At 41.7% G+C, this 21,453-nt stretch carries 22 protein-coding genes; 5 read left to right on the top strand and 17 right to left on the bottom strand.

All coding sequences use genetic code 11. The features are described 5' to 3' along the window. Nucleotides 1-72: 72 nt before the first annotated feature. The 11 genes from GO009_RS04755 to GO009_RS04705 form a co-directional block, all read right to left on the bottom strand. On the bottom strand, nucleotides 73-699 hold the full coding sequence (locus tag GO009_RS04755) for a carbonic anhydrase family protein (protein ID WP_163625065.1): 627 nt from the start codon (nucleotides 697-699) through the stop codon (nucleotides 73-75). 11 nt (nucleotides 700-710) lie between these two features. Beyond that, a complete protein-coding gene (locus GO009_RS04750) occupies nucleotides 711-2,294 on the bottom strand; it encodes a SulP family inorganic anion transporter (RefSeq protein ID WP_163625064.1) in 1,584 nt (527 codons plus the stop codon). Nucleotides 2,295-2,377: 83 nt separating this feature from the next. Further along, nucleotides 2,378-2,689, bottom strand: a complete 312-nt coding sequence (locus GO009_RS04745) for a hypothetical protein (RefSeq protein ID WP_163625063.1) — start codon at nucleotides 2,687-2,689, stop codon at nucleotides 2,378-2,380. A gap of 55 nt (nucleotides 2,690-2,744) precedes the next feature. Then, entirely contained in the window at nucleotides 2,745-3,503 is a 759-nt protein-coding gene (locus tag GO009_RS04740) for an SH3 domain-containing protein (RefSeq protein WP_306770390.1), read from the bottom strand. Nucleotides 3,504-3,505: 2 nt separating this feature from the next. After that, nucleotides 3,506-5,293 carry a BatD family protein gene (locus GO009_RS04735; protein WP_163625061.1) on the bottom strand — a complete coding sequence of 596 codons (1,788 nt, stop codon included), beginning with the start codon at nucleotides 5,291-5,293 and terminating at the stop codon, nucleotides 3,506-3,508. Next, nucleotides 5,293-6,186: a tetratricopeptide repeat protein gene (locus GO009_RS04730; RefSeq protein WP_163625060.1), complete on the bottom strand. Its 894-nt coding sequence runs from the start codon at nucleotides 6,184-6,186 to the stop codon at nucleotides 5,293-5,295. The genes GO009_RS04735 and GO009_RS04730 overlap by 1 nt, the downstream gene beginning before the upstream one ends. Beyond that, a complete protein-coding gene (locus GO009_RS04725) occupies nucleotides 6,173-7,225 on the bottom strand; it encodes a VWA domain-containing protein (protein WP_163625059.1) in 1,053 nt (350 codons plus the stop codon). The genes GO009_RS04730 and GO009_RS04725 overlap by 14 nt, the downstream gene beginning before the upstream one ends. A gap of 3 nt (nucleotides 7,226-7,228) precedes the next feature. Continuing rightward, a complete protein-coding gene (locus tag GO009_RS04720) occupies nucleotides 7,229-8,227 on the bottom strand; it encodes a VWA domain-containing protein (RefSeq protein WP_163625058.1) in 999 nt (332 codons plus the stop codon). Beyond that, nucleotides 8,228-9,826, bottom strand: coding sequence for a hypothetical protein (locus GO009_RS04715; protein WP_306770389.1), 1,599 nt, complete (start codon nucleotides 9,824-9,826; stop codon nucleotides 8,228-8,230). Between the two features lie 62 nt (nucleotides 9,827-9,888). Then, nucleotides 9,889-10,755 carry a DUF58 domain-containing protein gene (locus GO009_RS04710; RefSeq protein WP_163625056.1) on the bottom strand — a complete coding sequence of 289 codons (867 nt, stop codon included), beginning with the start codon at nucleotides 10,753-10,755 and terminating at the stop codon, nucleotides 9,889-9,891. A 70-nt stretch (nucleotides 10,756-10,825) separates the two neighbouring features. Further along, nucleotides 10,826-11,827: a MoxR family ATPase gene (locus tag GO009_RS04705; protein ID WP_163625055.1), complete on the bottom strand. Its 1,002-nt coding sequence runs from the start codon at nucleotides 11,825-11,827 to the stop codon at nucleotides 10,826-10,828. 197 nt (nucleotides 11,828-12,024) lie between these two features. On the opposite strand from GO009_RS04705, the gene GO009_RS04700 reads away from it, so the two are divergent. From GO009_RS04700 to GO009_RS04690, 3 genes are all read left to right on the top strand, one after another. Beyond that, nucleotides 12,025-12,162 carry a hypothetical protein gene (locus GO009_RS04700; protein ID WP_163625054.1) on the top strand — a complete coding sequence of 46 codons (138 nt, stop codon included), beginning with the start codon at nucleotides 12,025-12,027 and terminating at the stop codon, nucleotides 12,160-12,162. 12 nt (nucleotides 12,163-12,174) lie between these two features. Beyond that, a complete protein-coding gene (locus tag GO009_RS04695) occupies nucleotides 12,175-12,933 on the top strand; it encodes an SDR family NAD(P)-dependent oxidoreductase (protein ID WP_163625053.1) in 759 nt (252 codons plus the stop codon). 215 nt (nucleotides 12,934-13,148) lie between these two features. Further along, on the top strand, nucleotides 13,149-14,285 hold the full coding sequence (locus GO009_RS04690) for an ATP-binding protein (RefSeq protein WP_163625052.1): 1,137 nt from the start codon (nucleotides 13,149-13,151) through the stop codon (nucleotides 14,283-14,285). Nucleotides 14,286-14,298: 13 nt separating this feature from the next. Here the strand turns inward: GO009_RS04690 and GO009_RS04685 are convergent, their stop codons facing one another. Next, on the bottom strand, nucleotides 14,299-15,243 hold the full coding sequence (locus GO009_RS04685) for a carbohydrate kinase (protein ID WP_163625051.1): 945 nt from the start codon (nucleotides 15,241-15,243) through the stop codon (nucleotides 14,299-14,301). A gap of 151 nt (nucleotides 15,244-15,394) precedes the next feature. On the opposite strand from GO009_RS04685, the gene GO009_RS04680 reads away from it, so the two are divergent. Together GO009_RS04680 and GO009_RS04675 are read left to right on the top strand one after the other, a co-directional pair. Beyond that, the gene (locus GO009_RS04680; RefSeq protein WP_163625050.1) at nucleotides 15,395-16,120 is read left to right on the top strand and encodes a metallophosphoesterase; all 726 of its coding nucleotides are present in this window, start codon (nucleotides 15,395-15,397) and stop codon (nucleotides 16,118-16,120) included. Nucleotides 16,121-16,168: 48 nt separating this feature from the next. Beyond that, nucleotides 16,169-17,164, top strand: a complete 996-nt coding sequence (locus tag GO009_RS04675) for an acyl-ACP desaturase (protein WP_163625049.1) — start codon at nucleotides 16,169-16,171, stop codon at nucleotides 17,162-17,164. A 37-nt stretch (nucleotides 17,165-17,201) separates the two neighbouring features. On the opposite strand, the gene GO009_RS04670 is transcribed toward GO009_RS04675, so the two are convergent. The 5 genes from GO009_RS04670 to GO009_RS04650 form a co-directional block, all read right to left on the bottom strand. Beyond that, entirely contained in the window at nucleotides 17,202-17,759 is a 558-nt protein-coding gene (locus GO009_RS04670; protein WP_239057384.1) for a hypothetical protein, read from the bottom strand. Between the two features lie 364 nt (nucleotides 17,760-18,123). After that, the gene (locus tag GO009_RS04665; RefSeq protein ID WP_163625048.1) at nucleotides 18,124-19,677 is read right to left on the bottom strand and encodes an aldehyde dehydrogenase family protein; all 1,554 of its coding nucleotides are present in this window, start codon (nucleotides 19,675-19,677) and stop codon (nucleotides 18,124-18,126) included. A 70-nt stretch (nucleotides 19,678-19,747) separates the two neighbouring features. Further along, nucleotides 19,748-20,122: a DUF1304 domain-containing protein gene (locus GO009_RS04660; protein ID WP_163625047.1), complete on the bottom strand. Its 375-nt coding sequence runs from the start codon at nucleotides 20,120-20,122 to the stop codon at nucleotides 19,748-19,750. Then, nucleotides 20,119-20,661, bottom strand: a complete 543-nt coding sequence (locus GO009_RS04655) for a 3-hydroxyanthranilate 3,4-dioxygenase (protein WP_163625046.1) — start codon at nucleotides 20,659-20,661, stop codon at nucleotides 20,119-20,121. The genes GO009_RS04660 and GO009_RS04655 overlap by 4 nt, the downstream gene beginning before the upstream one ends. 105 nt (nucleotides 20,662-20,766) lie before the next feature. Next, a complete protein-coding gene (locus GO009_RS04650) occupies nucleotides 20,767-21,279 on the bottom strand; it encodes a CAP domain-containing protein (RefSeq protein ID WP_163625045.1) in 513 nt (170 codons plus the stop codon). Nucleotides 21,280-21,453: the final 174 nt, after the last annotated feature.

The raw sequence follows: 21,453 nt of genomic DNA, 5'->3' as shown, positions 1-21,453 counted from the left end.
ATAACAATATTATGAATAAAAAATGCCGGTGGAATAATCTACCGGCATTTTTTAAACGAATTTAATGTATGGTTATAGGAAAGTCACCCGACCATCTGAAATATCGTACATGGCACCGACTATGGCAATTTCTCCACTGTCTTCCATTTCTTTTAGAACATCACTTTGATTTCTAATGTTTTCCAAGGTCATTTCAACATTTTTGACCGAAACCGCATCCACAAACTCTAAGTTTTTAGAATTCCTTAAAGATTCATCTTTAGGTTCTTGGACAGCGGCCACAGCGGGTTCAATTTTGTTGATCAATGCCGTAAGGTTGCCCAAACGAGCATGGTCGCATGCTCCTTTTACGGCTCCGCAGGCAGTATGCCCCAAAACTACAATGGCTTTTGTTCCTGCCAATTTGCAGGCAAATTCCATACTCCCCAAAATATCCTCGTTAACAAAATTCCCTGCAATTCTTATGCTAAAAATGTCCCCCAACCCTTGGTCAAAAACAAGCTCGGCGGATACTCTTGAATCAATGCAGCTTAAAATGGTCGCAAACGGAAATTGACCGTCTTTTGTATCGTTGACCTGTTCCAGCAGGTTTCTGTTAGCTTTTAAGTTTTGTTGAAAACGCTGATTGCCCTCCTTCAAAAATTGAATGGCTTTTTCTGGTGTCATGGTTGACTGCGTTTCTTTTGTGTGTGCTTTCATGCTAAAATATTTTATGCCGATTTTTTCGGTCTTAGATTAAAAAATTCGATGTAACTATCCGGATTTTCAATTTCGCCTTTTTCCGAGATAATTTTTATGTCGATGTTCCTGTTCTTCGCTTTGTTTGAAAAGTCTTCTAGGATTTCCACGATATCATTATCAAGAAAACGTGTTTTTCTAACATCCAATTCAAGATAGGAATTTTCAGGAAGACTGTCGAGTTCCTTCAAAATGGCACCTTTGTTAAAAAAGGTAACCTCTTCCGCAAGGGTCATTTTAATTTTATGTGCTCCATTGCTCTTATCTTCAATATGAAGGAAGTGGGAATTTTGGTAGCTTTTAATAAGAACAACCACGATACCAACCCCAAGGCCTAAACTGATTCCGACCAAAAGGTCTGTAAAAACAATACCTACCACAGTTACTACAAAGGGGACAAATTGTTTCCAACCTGCTTGGTACATGGTTTTGAAAAGCGATGGCTTTGCGAGTTTAAAACCAACAATAAACAATATGGCGGCCAAAACAGATAGCGGGATCTTATTGAGCAAGGTAGGAATCAATATTACCGAACCGAGTAGAAAGAATCCGTGGATGATAGCAGAAGCCTTTGTTTTACCTCCGGATTGAATATTGGCCGAACTACGAACGATTACCTGTGTAACCGGAAGCCCTCCGACCAAACCAGAAAGCATGTTCCCCACTCCTTGTGCCCTAAGTTCGCGGTTGGTGGGCGTTGTTCTTTTTTCAGGATCTAATTTATCCGTTGCCTCTACACATAACAATGTTTCCAAACTGGCCACCAATGCAATGGTGAAACCCGTTATCCAAACTTCTGGGTTGGATATGGCGGAGAAATTGGGAAAACTAAAAAAGCCCAAGAACGAATCAAAGCTATCCGGTACCGGAACGCTTACCAAATGCTCCTGCGAGATTCCCCATGTGCCATTGCCCTGGGTCAATGAATAATACACGATTCCAATGACCACAGCGACCAAAGGTCCTTGTATAAGCTCAAAGATCTTGGATTTTTTCGTTAAAACCTGACCCCATAAAATAAGTATGGCCAAGGCAACAACAGCGATAAGGGTTGCCCCGGGACTAATAAAATTGATGGAGTTTATAATTTCGCTAAAGGTGTTTTCACCGTCTACTTGAAAGAAGGCCCAATCACCTTCCGGGTCGGCATCATACCCAAAAAAATGGGGAATTTGTTTTAGAATGATGATGATTCCAATACCCGTGAGCATACCTTTAATTACCGATGATGGAAAATAATAGGCAATAATACCAGCCTTTAGAAATCCGAAAATTAGCTGGATTATACCGCCCAATACTACGGCAACCAAAAAGTTTTGATACCCTCCCAAGGTACCGATTGCGGTTAGTACAATGGCTGCAAGTCCTGCTGCAGGGCCACTTACCCCTATTTGGGAACCACTTAGTGCACCTACAACGATTCCCCCAATAATACCTGCAATAAGCCCCGAAAACAAAGGGGCGCCACTGGCCAGGGCAATACCTAAACATAGCGGTAGCGCCACAAAAAAGACCACAATACTGGCAGGCAAGTCATTTTTTATATACTTGAACATAATAAACAAGATTAGTCCTCTACATCAGATAAAATTTGGCGGTAAAGGACAATTAAAATTTGATTTAAACGAGAATATGAATGTTAAACCAATTTTCGGGGAGGGGGGTCTAGTGTTTCGAGAGTGAACTCCAATACAGCGAATGCATAACCTGATGCATCATTGTTTTTTTCTTGATTTATGGATGGATCTGCTGAAATAAAACTTTTAGACATAAAATATTTTATGTCAAATGTTTTGCTGCTCGAAGTATCATGTGTATTGTTCTCTTCTTCGGAAGAACCAAGAATAAAGGCAATACTATATTCCCGACCCATAAGTGGGACAAAAGGGGAGGTCAACAAAATTGTGACCATCACTAAGGAAATAAACGGTATAGCCAGTGTTCGCATCATAATATATGATTGCGGCAAATTTAAGATAAGATAGGCACTTATTTGTTAATTATGTCTAAAAATCCTTTAACGACCTAATCTGGTCCCCCAACAACCATCCTGTTTGCCCATCGGCAATACGTATTCTTTTCCAATCGTCCAGTTCGTCCAAAATATTCACTTTGGTTCCTTCGTGAATGGTAAAGATAGTGCTGCTGTTGGTATTGGGTTCTGAACTAACATTGACTTCTTTCTCAAAAACTATGGCCGGGTCATCGTTTTTGTATTGTTGATAGCCAAGGTAGGCCATTAAAACAGAGACAGCGCACAAAGCAAGAGAGAGCATACTTGAAATAAATGCAGCCCTTTTTTGGTTGGCCGGCCTAAGAAAATAATAGGCCATATAGGCCACAACAAACAAAAAGACCAACCCAACGGCCAAATAAGCCCATTGATCATAGGAGAGAAAGCCCACAACTGATTTGTAGATTTTGGATATCCCCGTTGTAGGAACTTCCTCAATGGCATCCAGCCTCATATTTTGGGCAAACGCCAAATTATTTTGGATTTCACTATTAGGTGGGTCAAGAAGCAATGCTTTTTCGTAGTAATAAATACTGGGGCCAATGGAATTGAGTTTATAGTAGCAATTCCCCAAATTAAAGTACAGTGCGGCAGAATGCTCGCCATTTTCCAGAATTTGCTTGTAGTTTTCTATGGCAGCGGAGTATTCCCCATTGTTGTATAGTTCGGTGGCTTCATTAAACAGAGCCTCGTTTTGGGAAAATCCAAAAGAGAGTGAAAGCATACAAAATAAAAGGACTATCTTTTTCATGCTCATAACTGTTTGTCCAAATTAGAAATTACTTCACTTGCTTTTTCATAATCTTGTTGCATCTGCACATTGGAAAACGGGCTATATCGTGCCATTTCACAGCTGGTCAATAAGGCTATAAAGCCATCAACATCCTTTTGGTCAACATTTTTTTCCGAAAGAATGCTTGTAATTTTATCCTTGCTGAATTCGGATGTCTCTATATGTAATTTGGCCTTTAAATAATTGTGCAGGCCTTTTTCCAGAGCCACATAAAAGGCTTCTTTGTTCCCGAGCTCCTTTTTAGCGGTTGAAAGATATTTTCTGGCCAGCTTGTTGGCTTTCTTTATTTTGTTCCCCACCACATCACTGGCAATGGCCTCTCTCTTCTTAAATGTGAAAATGGCTATTGGAATCAACAATAACGGGGCAAGCAAAAGAATAAAAAAGAGTCTTGAGCCAAAAAAGCGATCAATACCAATAGGGCTCAGGTTAGGGTTTATGTTGATAAAGTGAAACTGCTCCCCGGTAGGCACAACCAATTGCTTGTTGGCAGAAGGGCTTGTTATATTGGCCGAGCCACTTGTAGGCCCTTCGATTACCTCAATATTGATTTCTTCTGAATTAATGGTTTTATAGTTTCCGGTACTTGGGTTAAAATAGCTGAAAGAAATACTTGGAATGGGGTATTTTCCCCTAAATGAAGGAACAATGGTATAATTATTCGCTACTTTTCCCTCCATACCGGTACTGTAGGTATTGATAGATTCCTCGTATTCGGGATCATATACTTCCAAGGAACTTGGCAATTCTGGCTCTGGAAGTTGGAACAATTTCAAGTTCCCTTTTCCAGTAACTTCAACTTTGGCCTGAAGCGACTCCGAGGCATTCAATTGGGTTTTGCTGGTGGTCACGGAAAAATCAAAATCACCAACAGCTCCACTGAAACCGGCCGGTTTTCCAGCTTCTGGCAATGGTTTTACGTTGATGGTTCTGCTACCTGCAGAAACGGTTTTACTTGTTGAGGTATAAATTCGGCCACCAAAAAAGTCTCTTCGGTTGGTGGGCACATCAACAAAAATCTCGAGAGAAAGTGGCTCAATGTCCAACTGTCCTGATTTTTGGGGGTAAAGTACCACTCGTTTTAAAACTACATATCTATAGGGTTTACCTTGGTAAGTACCGTTTTGCGCGGTGTGCTTGGTAACCGGAATGTCTTGGCTCCAAAAATTATTATAGGTAGGATTGTCCAACGGACGGTAATTTGTAACACTTATGTTTGGACTTACATAGAGCTTATAGACTACGGTAACAGCTTCATTTAAATACGGATTCCCTTTTGATACTTCTGCAACTAAATGAAGGCTTTCGTCGGCCACATCGTCCACGGTCTTCTGTGCATTAGGCTTGTCCACTGCCGCTGTAACCTCTACTTGCTTGGGGGTTGTCTTGTATGTTTGGCCATCAATCTCTATGGTGGCCTGATTTATGGTGAAACTCCCCCTCGCCGTGGGCTTTAAAATGTAAGAATAGGTCTTGGAAAAACTGCGTTTGCCATTTACCCAAGAAGAACTAATGGACTGCGAAGGGCCCATTACCACATTAAAACCATTAAATTGAGGCGGCTTAAAGTTGTCGCCATCCTTGTTCATGGTAAAATCTACCCGAAGACGTTCGTTTAGCCCCAATTCCTCTTTGCTCAAGTTCATGGTAAACGAAATCTCTTCCGCATCGTCTTGGGCATGTGAATGTATGCCCGTAAAGAGTAACATTCCCAGAATAAACAATATGTTGCCCTTCAACACTTTCATTACCAGTCTTTCTCGTTTTTAATTTTTTTGCCCCGAACTTTTCGGGCCTCCATTTTCTCCTGCACTTTTTTCTCTTCGTTCTGCATGGCCTCTAGCAAATTCTGAATCTGTTGTTCAGACAATTGATTGGGTCTAGGTTGCTGCTTTTTATCTTCGGGCTGGTCCCCTTCATTGGGTTTTTTCTCTTGCTCTTTTTTCTTGTCCCCATCGCCTTTTTGATTTTCCTTAGGCTTATCCTCTCCATTTTCACCTTGATCGCCTTTGTCCTTGTTTTCGTCTTCTTTTTGCTCGCCTTCGTCTTTCTTCTCGTTGTCCCCGCCTTCGTTCTTCTGGTCTTGGTTTTTATCCTTGTCTTCGTTTTCCTGATCTTTCTTGTCTTCGTTGTCCTTGTTTTGGTCGTTCTTTTGCTCGTCCTGTTGTTTTTCTAGCATCTTTTTGGCCAGAGCAAGGTTATAGCGAGTCTCGTCGTCGTTAGGATTTTTTCTTAAGGCTTGTTTGTAGGCCTCAACGGCTTGCTTGTAGTCTTTTTGCTTCATGAACACGTTGCCCATGTTGTGAAAGGCCTTATGTTTTTCTCCTTTATTCTCGGCAACTTCTCCTGCCTGTTTGTACCTTCCAAAAGCTTCTCCATAACTTTCCCTGTTATAGTAGGCGTTCCCTAAATTAAATCGGGCGGCGGCATTTTTGTTGCTTTTGGAAATGGCCCTTCTGTAATCGGCCTCTGCCGTAACAAAATCGTTGGCGGTAAGTTCTTCGTTGGCCTCATAGGTAAGATTGGTAGAGGCTTGCAATGCTTTTTCCGCTTCTTTGTTCGCTTTTTCGGTCATGTCGTCCTGTGCTTGGACCATCCCAAAACATAGCAATAGTCCAACCATCAACTTAATCTTGCTCATCATCATGTTCATTAAAAAGATTCAGTTTTTTCAACCACTGTGTTTTTCTGTCCAAAACGAAGATGTCCAAAAATAGAAATAAAAAGCCAGCGGCCAGGAACCATTGAAATTGGTCCTTGTACTCTGCAAATTGTTTGGCTTCAAACTCTGTTTTGTCCATCCGGTTCAGTTCCTCTTTGATGAACTCCACGGCATTTTCCGTATTGGAGCCATCAATATAATTGCCATTGCCCCTATCGGCAATCTCGGTTAATATGTTTTCGTTCAATTTTGTGATGACAACCTCGCCTTGGTTGTCCTTTTTCAAACTTTCTACAATGCCGTTCTTTTTGATGGGAATCGGAGCTCCTTTGGCTTTGCCCACTCCAATGGTATAAACACGGATTCCGTTCTGTGTAGCTTTTTCAACTGCATCGATAGTGGAATTTTCGGAGTGGTCTTCCCCATCAGAAACAATAAAAAGCACTCTGTTGGTCTGTTGGGAATCATCGTAATAGGTACTTGCTAGATCTATGGCTGCATTGATAGCTGTACCTTGTGATGAGAGCATATCGGTGTTCATGCTCTGCAAGAACATTTTTGCCGCACCGTAGTCCGTAGTGATTGGCAATTGTGGGTATGCCTGTCCTGCGTAGGCAATGATACCGATTCGGTCGCTGGCCAATTGGTTGATGATTTCCGAAACAATACGTTTGGCTTTTTCCAAACGGTTGGGGGCAATGTCCTCTGCCAACATACTTTTGGAAACATCAATGGCAAAAACGATGTCCACACCTTCACGTTTTACGGTTTCCAGCTTTGTACCGATTTTTGGATTGACCAACCCCAATACCAAAAACGTAAGCCCTCCCAATAAAAATATCAGTTTAAGGGTTGACTTAAAGTTGGATTTATTGGGTGCCAGACGCTTCAATAGGTTTGAGTCTGCAAAACGTTTTTGTGTCTTTCTCTTCCAGATTTGAAGAAAAAAGAACGTCAGGACCATTACTGGAATAATGGCCAAGAGGTAGAAATATATTTTTTCGTCAAACTGAATCATTCGCTAAATAAAACTTTTAAAGATGGAATTTCGCAATCCCCATTCCAACAACAATAAAATTCCGGCCAAGAAAATCAGCGGCCTAAATTTTTCCTCGTATTTGTAATACTTGAATTCCTCTATTTCTGTTTTTTCCAACTTGTTGATCTCATCGTAAATTTCCTCCAAAGATTCATTGTCGGTGGCACGGAAATATTTTCCTCCAGTTACCTCTGCGATTTCTTTGAGTAATTCTTCATCAATCTCCACTTGTCGCATTCCGTATCTATAGGAGCCATCTCTATTGTAGCCGATGGGGGACAAGGCATTTCCGTTGGTTCCGAGACCAATGGTGTATGTCTTGATTCCAAACTCAACGGCAAGGTCGGCTGCGGTTCTAGGTTCAATAAAGCCAGAATTATTGACACCGTCCGTTAAAAGAATGATAACTTTACTTATGGCCTTGCTTTCTTTTAGTCGGTTTACCGATGTGGCCAAGCCCATTCCGATTGCGGTTCCATCTTCCAATACGCCATAGGTGATTTCTTCGAGGGCATTCAAAACAATAGCCTTATCGCTGGTAATTGGGGTTTTGGTATAGCTTTCGCCCGCATAGCTCACCAAACCGATACGGTCGTTCGGGCGACCTTCGATAAAATCGGCGGCTACTTCTTTCAATGCGGTCAATCGGTTCGGCTTTAGATCGCGGGCCAACATACTGGAAGACACATCAATGGCCATTACAATATCGATTCCCTTTGTTGTTTTTGTCCGTGTTGAAATATCCTCGGTCTGAGGTCTGGCCAATGCCGTTATTATGGCAGCCAAAGCCAACAATCTAATGGCAAACAGTACAGGTTTTAATTTTGATGCCCAACTCTTGACCGTGAACCCTTTGATGCTGGAAATGCGCAGGGAAGCCATTTCATTTTTCCGTTTGAAAACATACCATAGCAAAGCCAATGGCAGCAAAAGGAGCAGCCAGAAAAATTCAGGGTTTGCAAATTCTATATTCTCAAACATTTACACTTGTGTTTTTACGTCTAAACTGTTCAAAATTCGATCTACGATCTGTTCCGCATACTCATCGTCCTCTTCCCAAGTGATCACAACTTGTTGGATGAAACCTTTACCTCCAAAAGTTAGAATATTGTACTTGGCCCTTTTGGAGTCTCCGTTGGGTCGTTCCAACGTACCCGTGCCATAGGTTTTCATGCCCTTTACACCGGATTGTGTCACAAATTCTTCTTGTTTGGTTATGATATTCTTTAGTCCCAATTGTTCAAAATTGGTCAGGGTGGAACCGATTACCGCATCAAATTGAGGTTCCTCTTTTTGTTCTTTAAATGTGATGGAGCTTGTGCTTACCGAAAAAATCCCCACATAGCTGCCGTAGGAAAATGCTTGAAGCTCTTTGATGAGTTCTTCGGTTTCCTTTGGCAGTTTCAATTCTTGGCGCACCAAAACCTCTGGAGTTTCTATCTGAATGGGAGGAAAACCGTACGAACTGGCGACCCATTCACCCTCCAACATGTCCTTGGTCGGGTAACCAAAAACGGTATCCCTTACTTTTTTGGTGCCAAAATAAATGGTTGACCCTATTCCGCCCAAAACAATGATTCCTGCAAAAATGGCCGCGGCCCAGTAAATTCTTTTGCGCTGTTTTTTTCTGGCAAGTTCTTCCAAATATTCCTCATCCAACAACAAATCTTCTTCGGTTGGTTCCGGAAGGCCTTCGTGGGTTTTGGTAACAATTTCTTCGACCAATTTTCTATCCTGTTCGGCAACGGTAGTAGCAGGTTTGTTTTTGGCAAACTTTACCAAATCTGCCGTTTGTAATATTTTTTGAAATTGTTGGATGGTATCATCCTCTAACTTAAGTTCACCGGCATCGCGCAACATTTCCAGTTTGGTAATGAGTTCTGACGTGGTGCTTTCCATGGCAGTGACGTGCACATCTTCTTCCAAATAGGAGCGGACAATATCGGTAAGCTCGGAATAGTATTGCTTGTACTCATCTTGAATAAGGTACTTGGAATTCTCCAGTTTTTTCAGCTCCATCAATGCGCGGTCGTAGGGAGGGAGCAAAGCTACTTTTTCTTCCTCGGTCAATGGCTTTTTGCGCAAAAAGAACCAATAGATTAATCCTCCGACCACAATCAGCCCTAAAAGAATCCAAAGTGCAGTAAGCCACATATCGGCCGTGCTTCGCTCTACCTCAATCAAGGGCTTGATGTCGTACATTTTTTGCTTGGTGGTGTCCACCACTACGTCCGCGACTTTTACCTGAAAAGAATCCGTAAAAAAGGGCTGTTCGTTAATGGCGATTCGCTGTGGGGGAATGGTGTATGCGCCACTATCAAACTGGGTTAGGGAATATATTTTCTGAAGAATGACTTTGTCATCGTTTTTGAGGGTGTCGGCCATAATGGCCTCTACGGTTTCCAGCGGGGAAAAAGTTTGTCCTTCGGGAAAGAAAACCACATCGGTAGAATCCGTCTCAACCGTAATTTTGTATTGAATCTGTTCCCCAATTTTGATGGCCAAGGTGTCCACTTCGGCATCAACTTTGGGTCCTGTTTGCGAAAAACCAACCGTGGACATCAGCAATAGAAACAACATGGCCCCCCAAACTGATTGGGGCCTTGTTTTGCTTCTTATTTTATGTAGACCGTTCATTTGCATTATCCTCTTCGTTTAAAATACCCCAATAGCTTTTTTACGTAGCTTTCGTCTGCCCGGCAATTGATGACCCCGCAGCCTGATTTGTTAAAGGAATTGGTGAAATAGGCCACTTTGTCTTTGTAGTGTTGTCCATAAGCCAACCGAACCTGTTTGGATTGGGTGTTCACTAATTGAATCTCGCCCGTTTCGGCATCTTGCATTTGTACCATTCCCAAATTTGGGATGGTTTCTTCACGCTCATCATAAACTCTAATACCTGTAACATCGTGTTTGTTGCCTACAATCCGAAGTGTATTGTCGTAGTCGTCGGCGATAAAATCCGAAAGCACAAAAACAATGGCTTTTTTCTTCATCACGTTGGTCAGGAACTTCAACGCCTCTGCAAGATTGGTTTCACTACTTTTTGGATGGAACTCCAACAATTCCCTAATAATTCGAAGTACGTGGCTTTTCCCTTTTTTAGGGGGGATAAAAAGTTCCACTTCATCGGAAAACAAAATCACACCTACTTTATCATTGTTCTGAAGCGCGGAAAAGGCAAGCGTAGCTGAGATTTCGGTAATGATTTCTTTTTTGAACTGATTGGAAGTACCAAAAAGTTCCGAGCCGCTTACATCCACCATCAGCATCATGGTAAGTTCGCGCTCTTCTTCAAAGACCTTCACGTAGGGCTCGTTGTAGCGAGCGGTCACGTTCCAGTCAATGCTTCGCACATCATCACCAAACTGATATTGGCGCACCTCGCTGAACGTCATCCCCCGACCCTTGAACGTAGAATGGTATTCCCCACCAAAAATATGGTCGGAAAGACGTCGGGTCTTAATTTCAATTTTACGTACTTTTTTTAGTAGTTCCTTTGTATCCATTTGGTTCAAAAAAATAGGTTTTCGGGTTGGTTAAAAGTATTGCTACTTATTTCCGATAAACATTGAACCGCTAAGGCACTTCTACCTCGTTTACAATCTTGTTGATGATTTCTTCGGAAGTAATATTTTCTGCCTCGGCCTCGTAAGTGATTCCGATTCTGTGACGGAGTACATCGTGCACTACGGCCCTGACATCTTCGGGAACCACATAACCTCTTCGCTTAATGAACGCGTAGCATTTGGACGCTTTCGCCAAGTTGATGCTACCTCTTGGAGAAGCACCAAAACTGATAAGCGGTTTCAGGCTTTCCAAGTTATATTTTTCTGGGTATCGCGTAGCAAAGATGAGGTCGAGGATATATTTCTCGATTTTTTCGTCCATATAAACCTCGCCAACAGCTTCTTGGGCCCTTAGAATTTGCTCCAAAGAAACTACGGGGTTAACGGCCTCGGTTGCACCTTTTAGGTTTTGACGGATGATCAGTTGTTCCTCGTTCAACTTTGGATAGTCGATTACGGTTTTCAACATAAAACGGTCCACTTGGGCTTCAGGGAGTGGGTAAGTACCTTCTTGCTCTACAGGGTTTTGGGTGGCCATCACCAAAAATGGCTTGTCCAAAACAAAGGTCTCGTCACCAATGGTCACCTGTTTTTCCTGCATGGCCTCCAAAAGTGCGGATTGTACTTTTGCTGGTGCCCTGTTAATCTCATCCGCAAGGACAAAGTTGGCAAAGATGGGTCCTTTTTTAATGGAGAAATCGTTCTCTTTGATATTGTAGATCAGTGTACCGATAACGTCGGCAGGCAATAAATCGGGTGTAAACTGAATTCTGCTGAAACTTCCTTTTACGGCTTTTGCCAATGTGTTGATGGCCAATGTCTTTGCCAATCCAGGAACACCTTCAAGTAGAATATGTCCTTTTCCTAGGAGACCGATCAACAGGCGTTCCACCATGTGGTTTTGCCCTACTATCGCTTTGTTCATTTCAACCCTTAAAAGGTCAATAAAAGCGCTTTCTTGGGCAATTTTCTCATTCACAGCACTAATATCAATAGTAGTGTTTTCTTCCATTATATACTTTTATTGTTTGGTGTTAATGTCGGGGTTTTTGCTAAGGTGTGCAAAATGAAAATTTATTTAAAACCTAGCTGTTAATTAATGGTTAAAAAAAACGCTAAACCCCTAGTTTTATGAAGGATTTAAGGGTTTAATTTTATACTTTAAGCGCATGTGGAACAGACAACGAAAATTTCCCACATTATATCGGAATGCATGATGAAGGGAAGTTTTCGGAAAAAACTTTCAAATTAAAGAGTAAGTTGGCCGCCGAGGCCATAAACATAGAATTGGAGCTTCAGGATTGGTTCACGCTTTTGGTAGCGGGCCAAGGCCACGGTGTTCCGTAGAATATATTTAAAATGTCAAAAACAGCATTAATAACAGGAGCAACAAGCGGAATAGGAAAAGCTACCGCTGAACTTTTTGCAAAGCAAGGAATCAATTTAATCCTTTGTGGGCGAAGGCAGGAGCGTTTGGAACAACTCCAAAATGAACTTGGAAGGGACACGGCCATTTTCACGCTTAACTTTGATGTTAGAAATCGAGAGGACGTTTTCTCGGCCATTGAAAGTTTGCCCAAGGAGTTTTCAGAAATAGACATTTTGGTCAACAATGCGGGGAACGCACACGGTTTGGACCCAATTGACAAAGGCAGCACAGATGATTGGGATGCCATGTTGGACATCAACGTAAAAGGATTGCTCTATATGTCCAAGGCCATCATCCCGAAAATGGTGGAACGCAAATCTGGGCATATCATCAACATTGGTTCCACAGCGGGCAAAGAAGTTTATCCCAACGGAAATGTGTACTGTGCAAGTAAACATGCCGTAGATGCCATTAACCAAGGTATGCGGATAGATTTGAATGCCTATGGCATTCGAGTGGGGGCCGTTAATCCAGGCTTGGTGGAAACAGAATTCAGCGATGTTCGCTTTAAGGGAGATAGTGATAAGGCATCAAAGGTGTACAAAGGCTTTCAACCCTTAAAACCAGAGGATATTGCTGATATTATCCTGTTTGTGGTAACTCGACCCTACCACGTGAACATTGCCGACCTTGTAGTAATGCCCACCGCACAGGCCAGCAGCACAATTGTCAATAAAAAGGATTTATAATTGATGGGCAGGGATTGAAATGAAAAAATGTAAAATTAATGATGGTAAAATGTAAAAACCGTCAGTTCGAGTTTTTTCAGAATGAAAAAGTATCGAGAACAAGATTTGTACGATTAAAAATTCTATTCTCGATACATTTTTTTGAACTTGGGTTCAAAAAACCACTCGAAATGACGAATTTTTCATTCGCTTTTCAAATTCCGAAACTTTGAACTATGATCAATAAACGCCTACTCGTAAAAAACTTATTGGCCCACAACGACGAGAATAGTTTTTACGACAAAAAGCGTTTTATATCCATTGGGGAAAAGGAGGGCAAGGCCAAATTTTTAAAACATGTCTGCGCCTTGGCCAACAGCAACCCTAAAAACAATTCCTTTATCGTTATTGGGGTGGAGGATGAGGACAACAAAATTGTTGGCGTTGATTTTTTTGACGACAGCAAAATCCAGAATCTTGTAAATGCCTATTTGGACAACCCACCCCTGATTTCCTACGAAAACATTCCCTTTCCCCATTTGCCCGAAGGCAAGGTGGTTGGTCTCGTAACAATAAGGTCCAACGGAAAGGTCTGTGCCCTTCGCAAAAATATTTGGAAGTATTACGGGGGGGCTGTCTTTTTTAGGGAAGGCAGCATCAGCTTGCCCAAAGCTTTTGATATTGAACTAAAGGACATCAACTCCGATAAGGTGGCGACGATTGAACAGCATGCCCGGAATAACATAGAGTTGACACTGGATGCGGTCATAAAATTCTTCAACACTAGGCATCCCGACCTTACTAGCGACTACAAAGTCTTTAAAGAACAATTCGTGGTCTGTTGGGCAGGGAACAAGAAAAAAGTGAAAGGCAAAATCTATTATTCCAGAGTGGATATTGAACTCATTAACGAACAGGTGAAATTGTTTTATTCCGCTTTGGATGAAATCACTATTGATTATGATGACGATCACTTCAAAACCTTGGAGTATGTGCAATTGGGTTTGGGCTCTCAACAAAAATATTATCCTTTGGAAGAAGTAGTCATCACATTTTCGGACAATGGCAAGTACACCATCAACAGTAAATTAATATTTGAACCACCTCAATTTGATAAAAAAACACTTTATCATGTGTACAATGCCAACAATGCATTGCTCAAAAAACTCGAAAACCATATTCCCTTGACCGATGCGGAGCATACGGATATGACTCACCTCCCAGCAACGTATCTTATTTGCTATCTGAACGGTTTTGAGGAGGCCAAGGATAAAATGGACGGTTCAAGGGAGTTGTTAAAAACTTACGATAGCAGTATTTATCAATCCTTAAAGGAATCCCAGCGAATTCTAAGGAAAGTAAGGTACGCTTAGTCGCTTGGTTCATCTATTTTTCGAGTTGCTCTTTTGTGGGCAAAGCAACAATGGCTCCATAATTAGTAGTGGTAATGGCCCCAGCCTTGTTCGCCAAGGCGACCATGTTTTCCACTAAAGAAAAATCCTCGAAAACAGGTCCAAAATTGCCCAAATCGGAAATTTGATACAATAAGCATCCTATAAATGCGTCGCCAGCACCAGTGGTATCTATGGGAGCTACTTTTACACTTGGAATTACTTTTTTGGTGCCGTTCATGCTCAGTAAGGTGCCATCTTTCCCCAAGGTAACGGTAATTATTTTCGTTCCAGCCTTATGCAAAGCATCACAGGCTTCATGTAAATCTTCTTTACCTGAAATAAGTTGTACTTCTTCTTGGCTAAACTTGCACAAATGTGATTTTTCCACAAAGGGCATGCACTTTTTTATAAAGGTTTCTTCGTCGTCTTTCCAAAGGTCAATCCTAAAATTGGGATCAAAACAGATAAACATTTCCTTGGTAAGGCCATCAAAAAGATATTTGGCATACGTTTTTTCCAAAGATCCGCCCAAAAGAGCGGTCGCGGCTCCCAAGTGAAGAATATTTCCGGGAAGGTTCTTTCTTAGGTCGGGATTATATTTCAATTCCTTGTCGGCGCCCCTGCTAAAAACAAAATCGCGCTCCCCATCTTCCGAAAGCGATACAAAGGCCAGCGTGGTAAAAGTATCCGATAATTGGGCCAACGAAACGTCTACGCCAACCTCTTTCAGGGTTTCCAACAAAAATTTCCCAAACGGGTCGTCCCCGACGCACCCAATAAAAATTCCGTTCCCTCCTAATTTGGATATGGCGCAGGCCACATTGGCAGGAGCCCCCCCTGCTTTTTTTGTAAACTCGTTTGCTTTGGAAAGGTCACTTCCTTGCCGTTCGGCAACAAAATCAATCAACACTTCACCAATGCAGTATACTTTTTTCATATTGTTTCGGAATATTCTAAGGTACATAGAAAATTATACCATGTCCAAAAAACAGCTAGGTTAATTTGAAATGTAGGTTAAATGCTTGATAAAGCCAGCATGATTTTTCATTGGCCAAGCATTTGTGCGTAATTTTGTCAAAAACTTTTCTATGCGAACACTTGTTGTGGGCGACATCCATTCTGGGGTGCGGGCGTTGAAGCAATTAATGGGCAAGGCCAATGTCACCTCCAAAGATCATATCATATTTTTGGGCGATTATGTAGATGGGTGGAGCACCGCAGTGGAAACCGTGAATTTTTTGATCCAGCTCAAAAGTGAATATAACTGTACTTTTATTCGCGGAAATCACGATGAACTCTGTAGGGCTTGGTTGGTAGATCAAAAAGAAAACCCACAATGGTTGGCACACGGCGGCATTGCAACCAGGGACTCTTATTTAAATGCAGGTAGGGATATATGGGAATTACATTTGAAGTTTTATAACGAACTGCAAAATTACTATCTCGCAGATGACAACCGCTTGTACTTGCACGCAGGCTACACAAACCTTAAGGGGGTGGATTACGAATATTTTGAACAATCTTTTTACTGGGACAGGACATTATGGGAACTGGTAACCGCACTTGACCCTGATTTGGAACCTACAAGTCCCAAGTTTCCAAAACGGCTCACCCACTACAAAGAAGTATATATTGGCCACACCCCTTTGTCCAAGAACGAGTTTGTAGAACCGCAGAACAAAGCCAATGTTTGGAACGTGGATACAGGGGCTGCATTTAAGGGCGGATTGACCATGTTGAATGTGGAAACCAAGGAATATTGGCAAAGTGACCCGGTACACACATTTTATCCTGGCGAAAGAGGAAGAAATTAGCGCAGTTTTCATTATTTTATATAGACCTTTGTAAAAAAACCCCGTACTATGTCGATTAAGAATGTAAGATTGGAAGTAATGCAGGCGATTGAACCCAAAGTTGAAGGGTTTATTGATGAATTTCTTATTCCAACAGAAAAAATATGGCAGCCCACAGATTTTCTGCCAAATTCCCAAAGCGATAAATTTTTTGATGAAGTAGAAAAGATTCGCGGAGAGGCGAAGGAATTGGGATACGATTTTTGGGTGACCCTTGTGGCCGATACCATTACGGAAGAAGCACTCCCCACGTATGAATCCTGGTTGATGGATGTGGAAGGTATTGATCAGCACAATGGCAAGGACAATGGATGGAGCAAATGGGTGCGTGCATGGACAGCCGAGGAAAATCGCCATGGAGATGTTTTGAACAAATATTTGTACCTCTCTGGCCGTGTAAACATGCGTGAAATTGAGATAACTACCCAACATTTGATTTCTGATGGGTTTGATATTGGAACGGACAGGGATCCCTACAAGAATTTTGTATACACCACTTTCCAAGAATTGGCCACCAATATTTCGCACAAAAGAGTGGGAAAAATGGCCAGAAAGAAAGGCAATGTACTGCTAGCAAAAATGTGCACCATAATTGCAGGTGATGAAATGAGGCACCATTTGGCTTATCGCGAATTTGTAAAGACAATTATGGGGCAGGACCCCGATGGAATGGTCTTGGCCTTTGCAGATATGATGAAGAAAAAAATTGTGATGCCGGCCCATTTTCTTAGGGAATCGGGCGGAAGTATAGGAGAGGCATTCGAACAGTTTTCCAATTGTGCCCAACGGTTGGGGGTGTATACCTCACAAGACTATATTGATATTTTGAAAAAACTGAACGATTACTGGGATATAGGAAACCTTCGCGGACTTTCTGATCAGGCAGAAAAGGCCAGGGATTATCTGATGAAACTCCCCGAAAGGCTACAACGTATATCCGAACGTATGAAATTTCCGCAAGAGCAGCATACCTTTAAATGGGTAGAGGCCAACGGAATGTTGTAGGAACCGAGTTAAGTCTGGTTAAGTCTGGCCGATTACGTTAATATTTGCCGGCACGGTGTTTTTCCTGCCACTCGAACAACTGTTCCCAATGGCCTTCGTATGCCATTTTTGCCTGCATGGGCCATGAGGCGGGATCGTGGATGCGATAGCGCTTACCGCCAGAATCCAACACCTCTTGGCATTTGTCCGCAGAGGTTTCGGCCAAATCCTTCCATGTTTTGATGTCAAAATTGTGAAAAAGGGCTTCAATTTTTGGGCCGATGCCTTCAACAAGCTTTAAATCATTTTCCTTGATTTTTTTCCCAAAAGCTGTTTTTGCTCTATTTGCATCAAAGAAGAAAGCGTCCTTTTTTAAAGGACTTTTATCCACCTCAAAGTTTTGTTGCCTTGTTTTGGATATACCCAGTCTTTTTCTGCAAGTTTCCAGATCGGATTTTAACTTGGCGTTTTCAATTTCAAGGATATTGAGTTGAACTGAATTTTCGGCCGCTGATGGTGTGCTGGATTTCGCAAAAAAATAACCAAGAATGCCAGAAATGATTCCAGTTATGGCCAAAACAATCCAATACCACATTGTTGAACTTATCCAATCCATGATTTTACACAAAATAAACAGTAGAGACTGCTCATTTAAAATATTAAAAAAATCTTAAAATTCTAAATTAAACCACTCATAATTGAGGGATTTCTGAAAAATGGATGGTTTTGTAGGAAAAATCGAAGGCCAAAAACAAAACAAAAATTACCGATCATACATTTTTTATGACCACTTGTAAGATACCTTTTAGTTTTTTGATGAAATATTTAGAAATTTGAGAATCAATATTAGGTGAAGAACCCTGTTTCTCCCGACAAAGATACGGCATTGAAATAGGGTTTTAAAGTTAAGTTTGAGTTAGTTAAGTTGGTTTTAAAGACTGCCCATTTAGGTTAGATACTAAATGGGCGGCTTTTTATTTTTATAGGTCAAACTTGATGCCTTGTGCCAACGGTAATTCTGTGGTATAATTAATGGTGTTGGTCTGTCTTCTCATATAGATCTTCCAAGCATCCGAACCACTTTCCCTGCCACCACCGGTTTCTTTTTCGCCACCAAAGGCTCCACCGATTTCAGCTCCGGAAGTACCGATATTAACATTGGCAATACCACAATCCGATCCTTCTACGGAAAGAAAACGTTCCGCCTCCCGCAGATTGTTGGTCATAATTGCAGAGGATAGTCCTTGCCTAACACCATTCTGCATGTCCAAAGCATTTTGAAGGTCACCTTTATATTTCAAAATATATAAAACAGGACCAAAGGTTTCGTGCTGTACAATGTCGAAGTGGTTTTTGGCTTCGGCAATAGCGGGCTTTACGTAGCAACCGCTTTCGTAGCCCTCGCCTTCGAGCACGCCACCTTCTACCAAAATGTTTCCGCCCTCTTCCTTGACTTTTTCAAGGGCATTCAAATAATTTTTTACAGCATCCTTATCTATTAGCGGTCCAACGTGGTTGTTTTCATCCAAGGGATTTCCGATGCGTATTTGCTTGTAGGCATCTACAATGGCATTTTTCACCTTGTCATATACATCTTCATGGACAATCAATCTACGTGTAGAGGTGCAACGTTGTCCGCATGTACCCACTGCACCGAATACAGCACCTATTACGGTATTTTTTATGTTGGCGTCGGGGGTTACGATAATGGCGTTGTTGCCACCTAATTCTAACAGGGATTTTCCCAATCTTGCAGCAACGGCTTGGGCAACTATTTTACCCATTCTAATGGATCCGGTAGCCGAAATTAGGGGAACACGATCATCCTTGGTCATAAATTCACCTACGGTATAATCGCCGGTAATCAAACAAGAAATACCTTCTGGCACTCCGTTTTCGGTAAACACACGAGCCGCAATGTTTTGGCAAGCTACGGAGGTCATCGGAGTTTTTTCTGAGCCTTTCCAAATACAGGCATCACCACAAACCCAAGCCAAAGCCGTGTTCCAGGACCAAACGGCCACGGGGAAATTGAAGGCAGAAATAATCCCCACAACACCAAGTGGATGGTATTGTTCGTACATGCGGTGTCCGGGACGTTCGCTGTGCATGGTGAGTCCGTGCAATTGACGGGACAGGCCTACGGCAAAGTCACAGATATCTATCATTTCCTGTACCTCGCCCAAACCTTCTTGGTAGCTTTTCCCCATTTCGTAGGACACCAATTTGCCCAAAGGTTCTTTTAAACGGCGAAGCTCGTCGTTAAATTTGCGAACCACTTCACCACGTTGAGGGGCTGGCATGGTTCTCCAAGTTTTAAACCCCTTTTGGGCTGTAGTGATTACTTTTTCATAGTCCTCTTTGGTAGTGGTTTTCACTTTTCCGATAAGCACACCATCTACGGGTGAATAGGATTCGATGATATCTCCCTCGGAAAACCAATCTTTTCCTGTGGAAGTACCATTATTTATTTTGTTTAAGCCAAGTTCCTTTAAGGCTTCTTCAATTCCAAAATCAGTTGCTATTTTTGACATTTATAACTTTTTAGCGATGTATTGTTATATTATTACAATATTACAAATAATATAGAAGAGGATAAACGGTTTAGAGGAATTGATGGATCAAAAGAAGAAGAATTCCCACCAAGGCAGGAAGTGCTTGTACCAGAAATATTTTTTTTGATGCTGTTGCAGCTCCATAAATACCGGCAACTGCCACACACCCCAAAAAGAACATGGCCACATAAACTTGCCATACTGCATCTTGAATGATCAACGACCAAATAAGCCCTGCAGCCAAAAAACCATTGTAAAGGCCTTGGTTGGCTGCCAATGTTTTTGTGGGTTCAAACAGTTCTTCGGGAAAAGTACGGAATACCTTTTTTGCTTTTGTTGTCCAAGCAAACATTTCCAACCACAGAAAATAGATGTGGAGCAAAGCCACAATTCCGATAATGATTTTTGCTAAAAGGAGAATCATTCTTCTTTGGCTACAAAACGTTCATCAACGGGCATAACGGTTCCGCATTTATCACAGGTACGCAATTCTTCCGAACCATAGAAGTGCTTAAAATGTCCTAAGAAATCCTTTTCAATATCATTCAGTTTAAAATAGACCTCGTACAATTTGTGATTACAGTTGTCACAAAACCATAGTAGGCCATCTTCAGCATCGAGATCTGCGCGTTTGCGTTCCACAACCAAGCCAATGGAATTTTCTTGGCGGGCAGGTGAATGGGGCACTTTGGCAGGATGAAGGTACATATCGCCCGGCCCCAGTTTCATGGTTTTTTTCTGGCCATCTTCCTGAATGTGCACTTCTATATGGCCTTCAAGCTGATAAAAAAGCTCTTCGGTTTCGTTGTAATGGTAATCTTTTCTGGCGTTTGGTCCTGCAACAATCATCACAATATAATCGCCAGACGCTTTGTAAAGGTTTTTGTTCCCGACCGGGGGTTTTAGGGTTTCTCGGTTTTCCTCAATCCATTTATTAAGGTTGAAAGGTTCCTGTATTGCCATGTTCAAAGATTTTACGAAAGGTAAAAAAAACCTTGCTGGCAACATAGCAAATAACAAAAAAGACCCGCTGATCGGCGGGTCTCTTTCTTATATATTTTTGGTTGACTACTTCACTTTGATAAAGATTTGTGTGTAGTATGGTCTGCCATCTTTATCCAATTGAACACTTAAGGTTGAATGACTAAAATCTCCTTCCAACGCTTTTCTATGCGATTCGCTTTCTACCCAAGCCTTTAATGTTTTTTCGGCAGAGGTATAATATCTAGCTACATTTTCAGATACTTTTAGAGCATTGGTTTCATCGGCAATCTTAGTGGCCCGTGTCTCAAAATTATCATGACTTAGGCTGTTTTTGGAAATCATGTAATCGTTGTGCTCCTCTGCATATTTGTAAGCTGGTTCACTATCTGCCAAAGAACTCAATCCTATCGATGTTCGATGTTCGTTGATTAGGCCCAATAGTTCCTTTTCCATCTTGTTGGGATCAACAGTAACCTTTTGGTTTTCAAGATTGGTTTCGGAGTACATTTGTTCAAACTCTTCTGATGAAGAGTCGCTGCAACTGCCAAGCAACAATAAAAAGACCAGTACCAGCGTTGCGCTAGAAAATTTTTTCATTTTTCGGGGTATTTTTCAGGGAGTGTTCTAAATTCCCAGGTGTTCTCGTTGCTAAACTAAAGGAGACACCTCCCTTTTCCATGAAATTTCCATGTTAGGACAGATTATTACGTTGAAATACAGGAAGCTGCATTCAATAGTGTTTTTTTGATAAGGCCCGAATCCTTTTATCGG

Source organism: Allomuricauda sp. TY007 (assembly GCF_010468565.1).
In the GTDB taxonomy this organism is placed as follows: domain Bacteria; phylum Bacteroidota; class Bacteroidia; order Flavobacteriales; family Flavobacteriaceae; genus Flagellimonas.
This window is presented reverse-complemented; position numbering and strand designations above follow the sequence as displayed.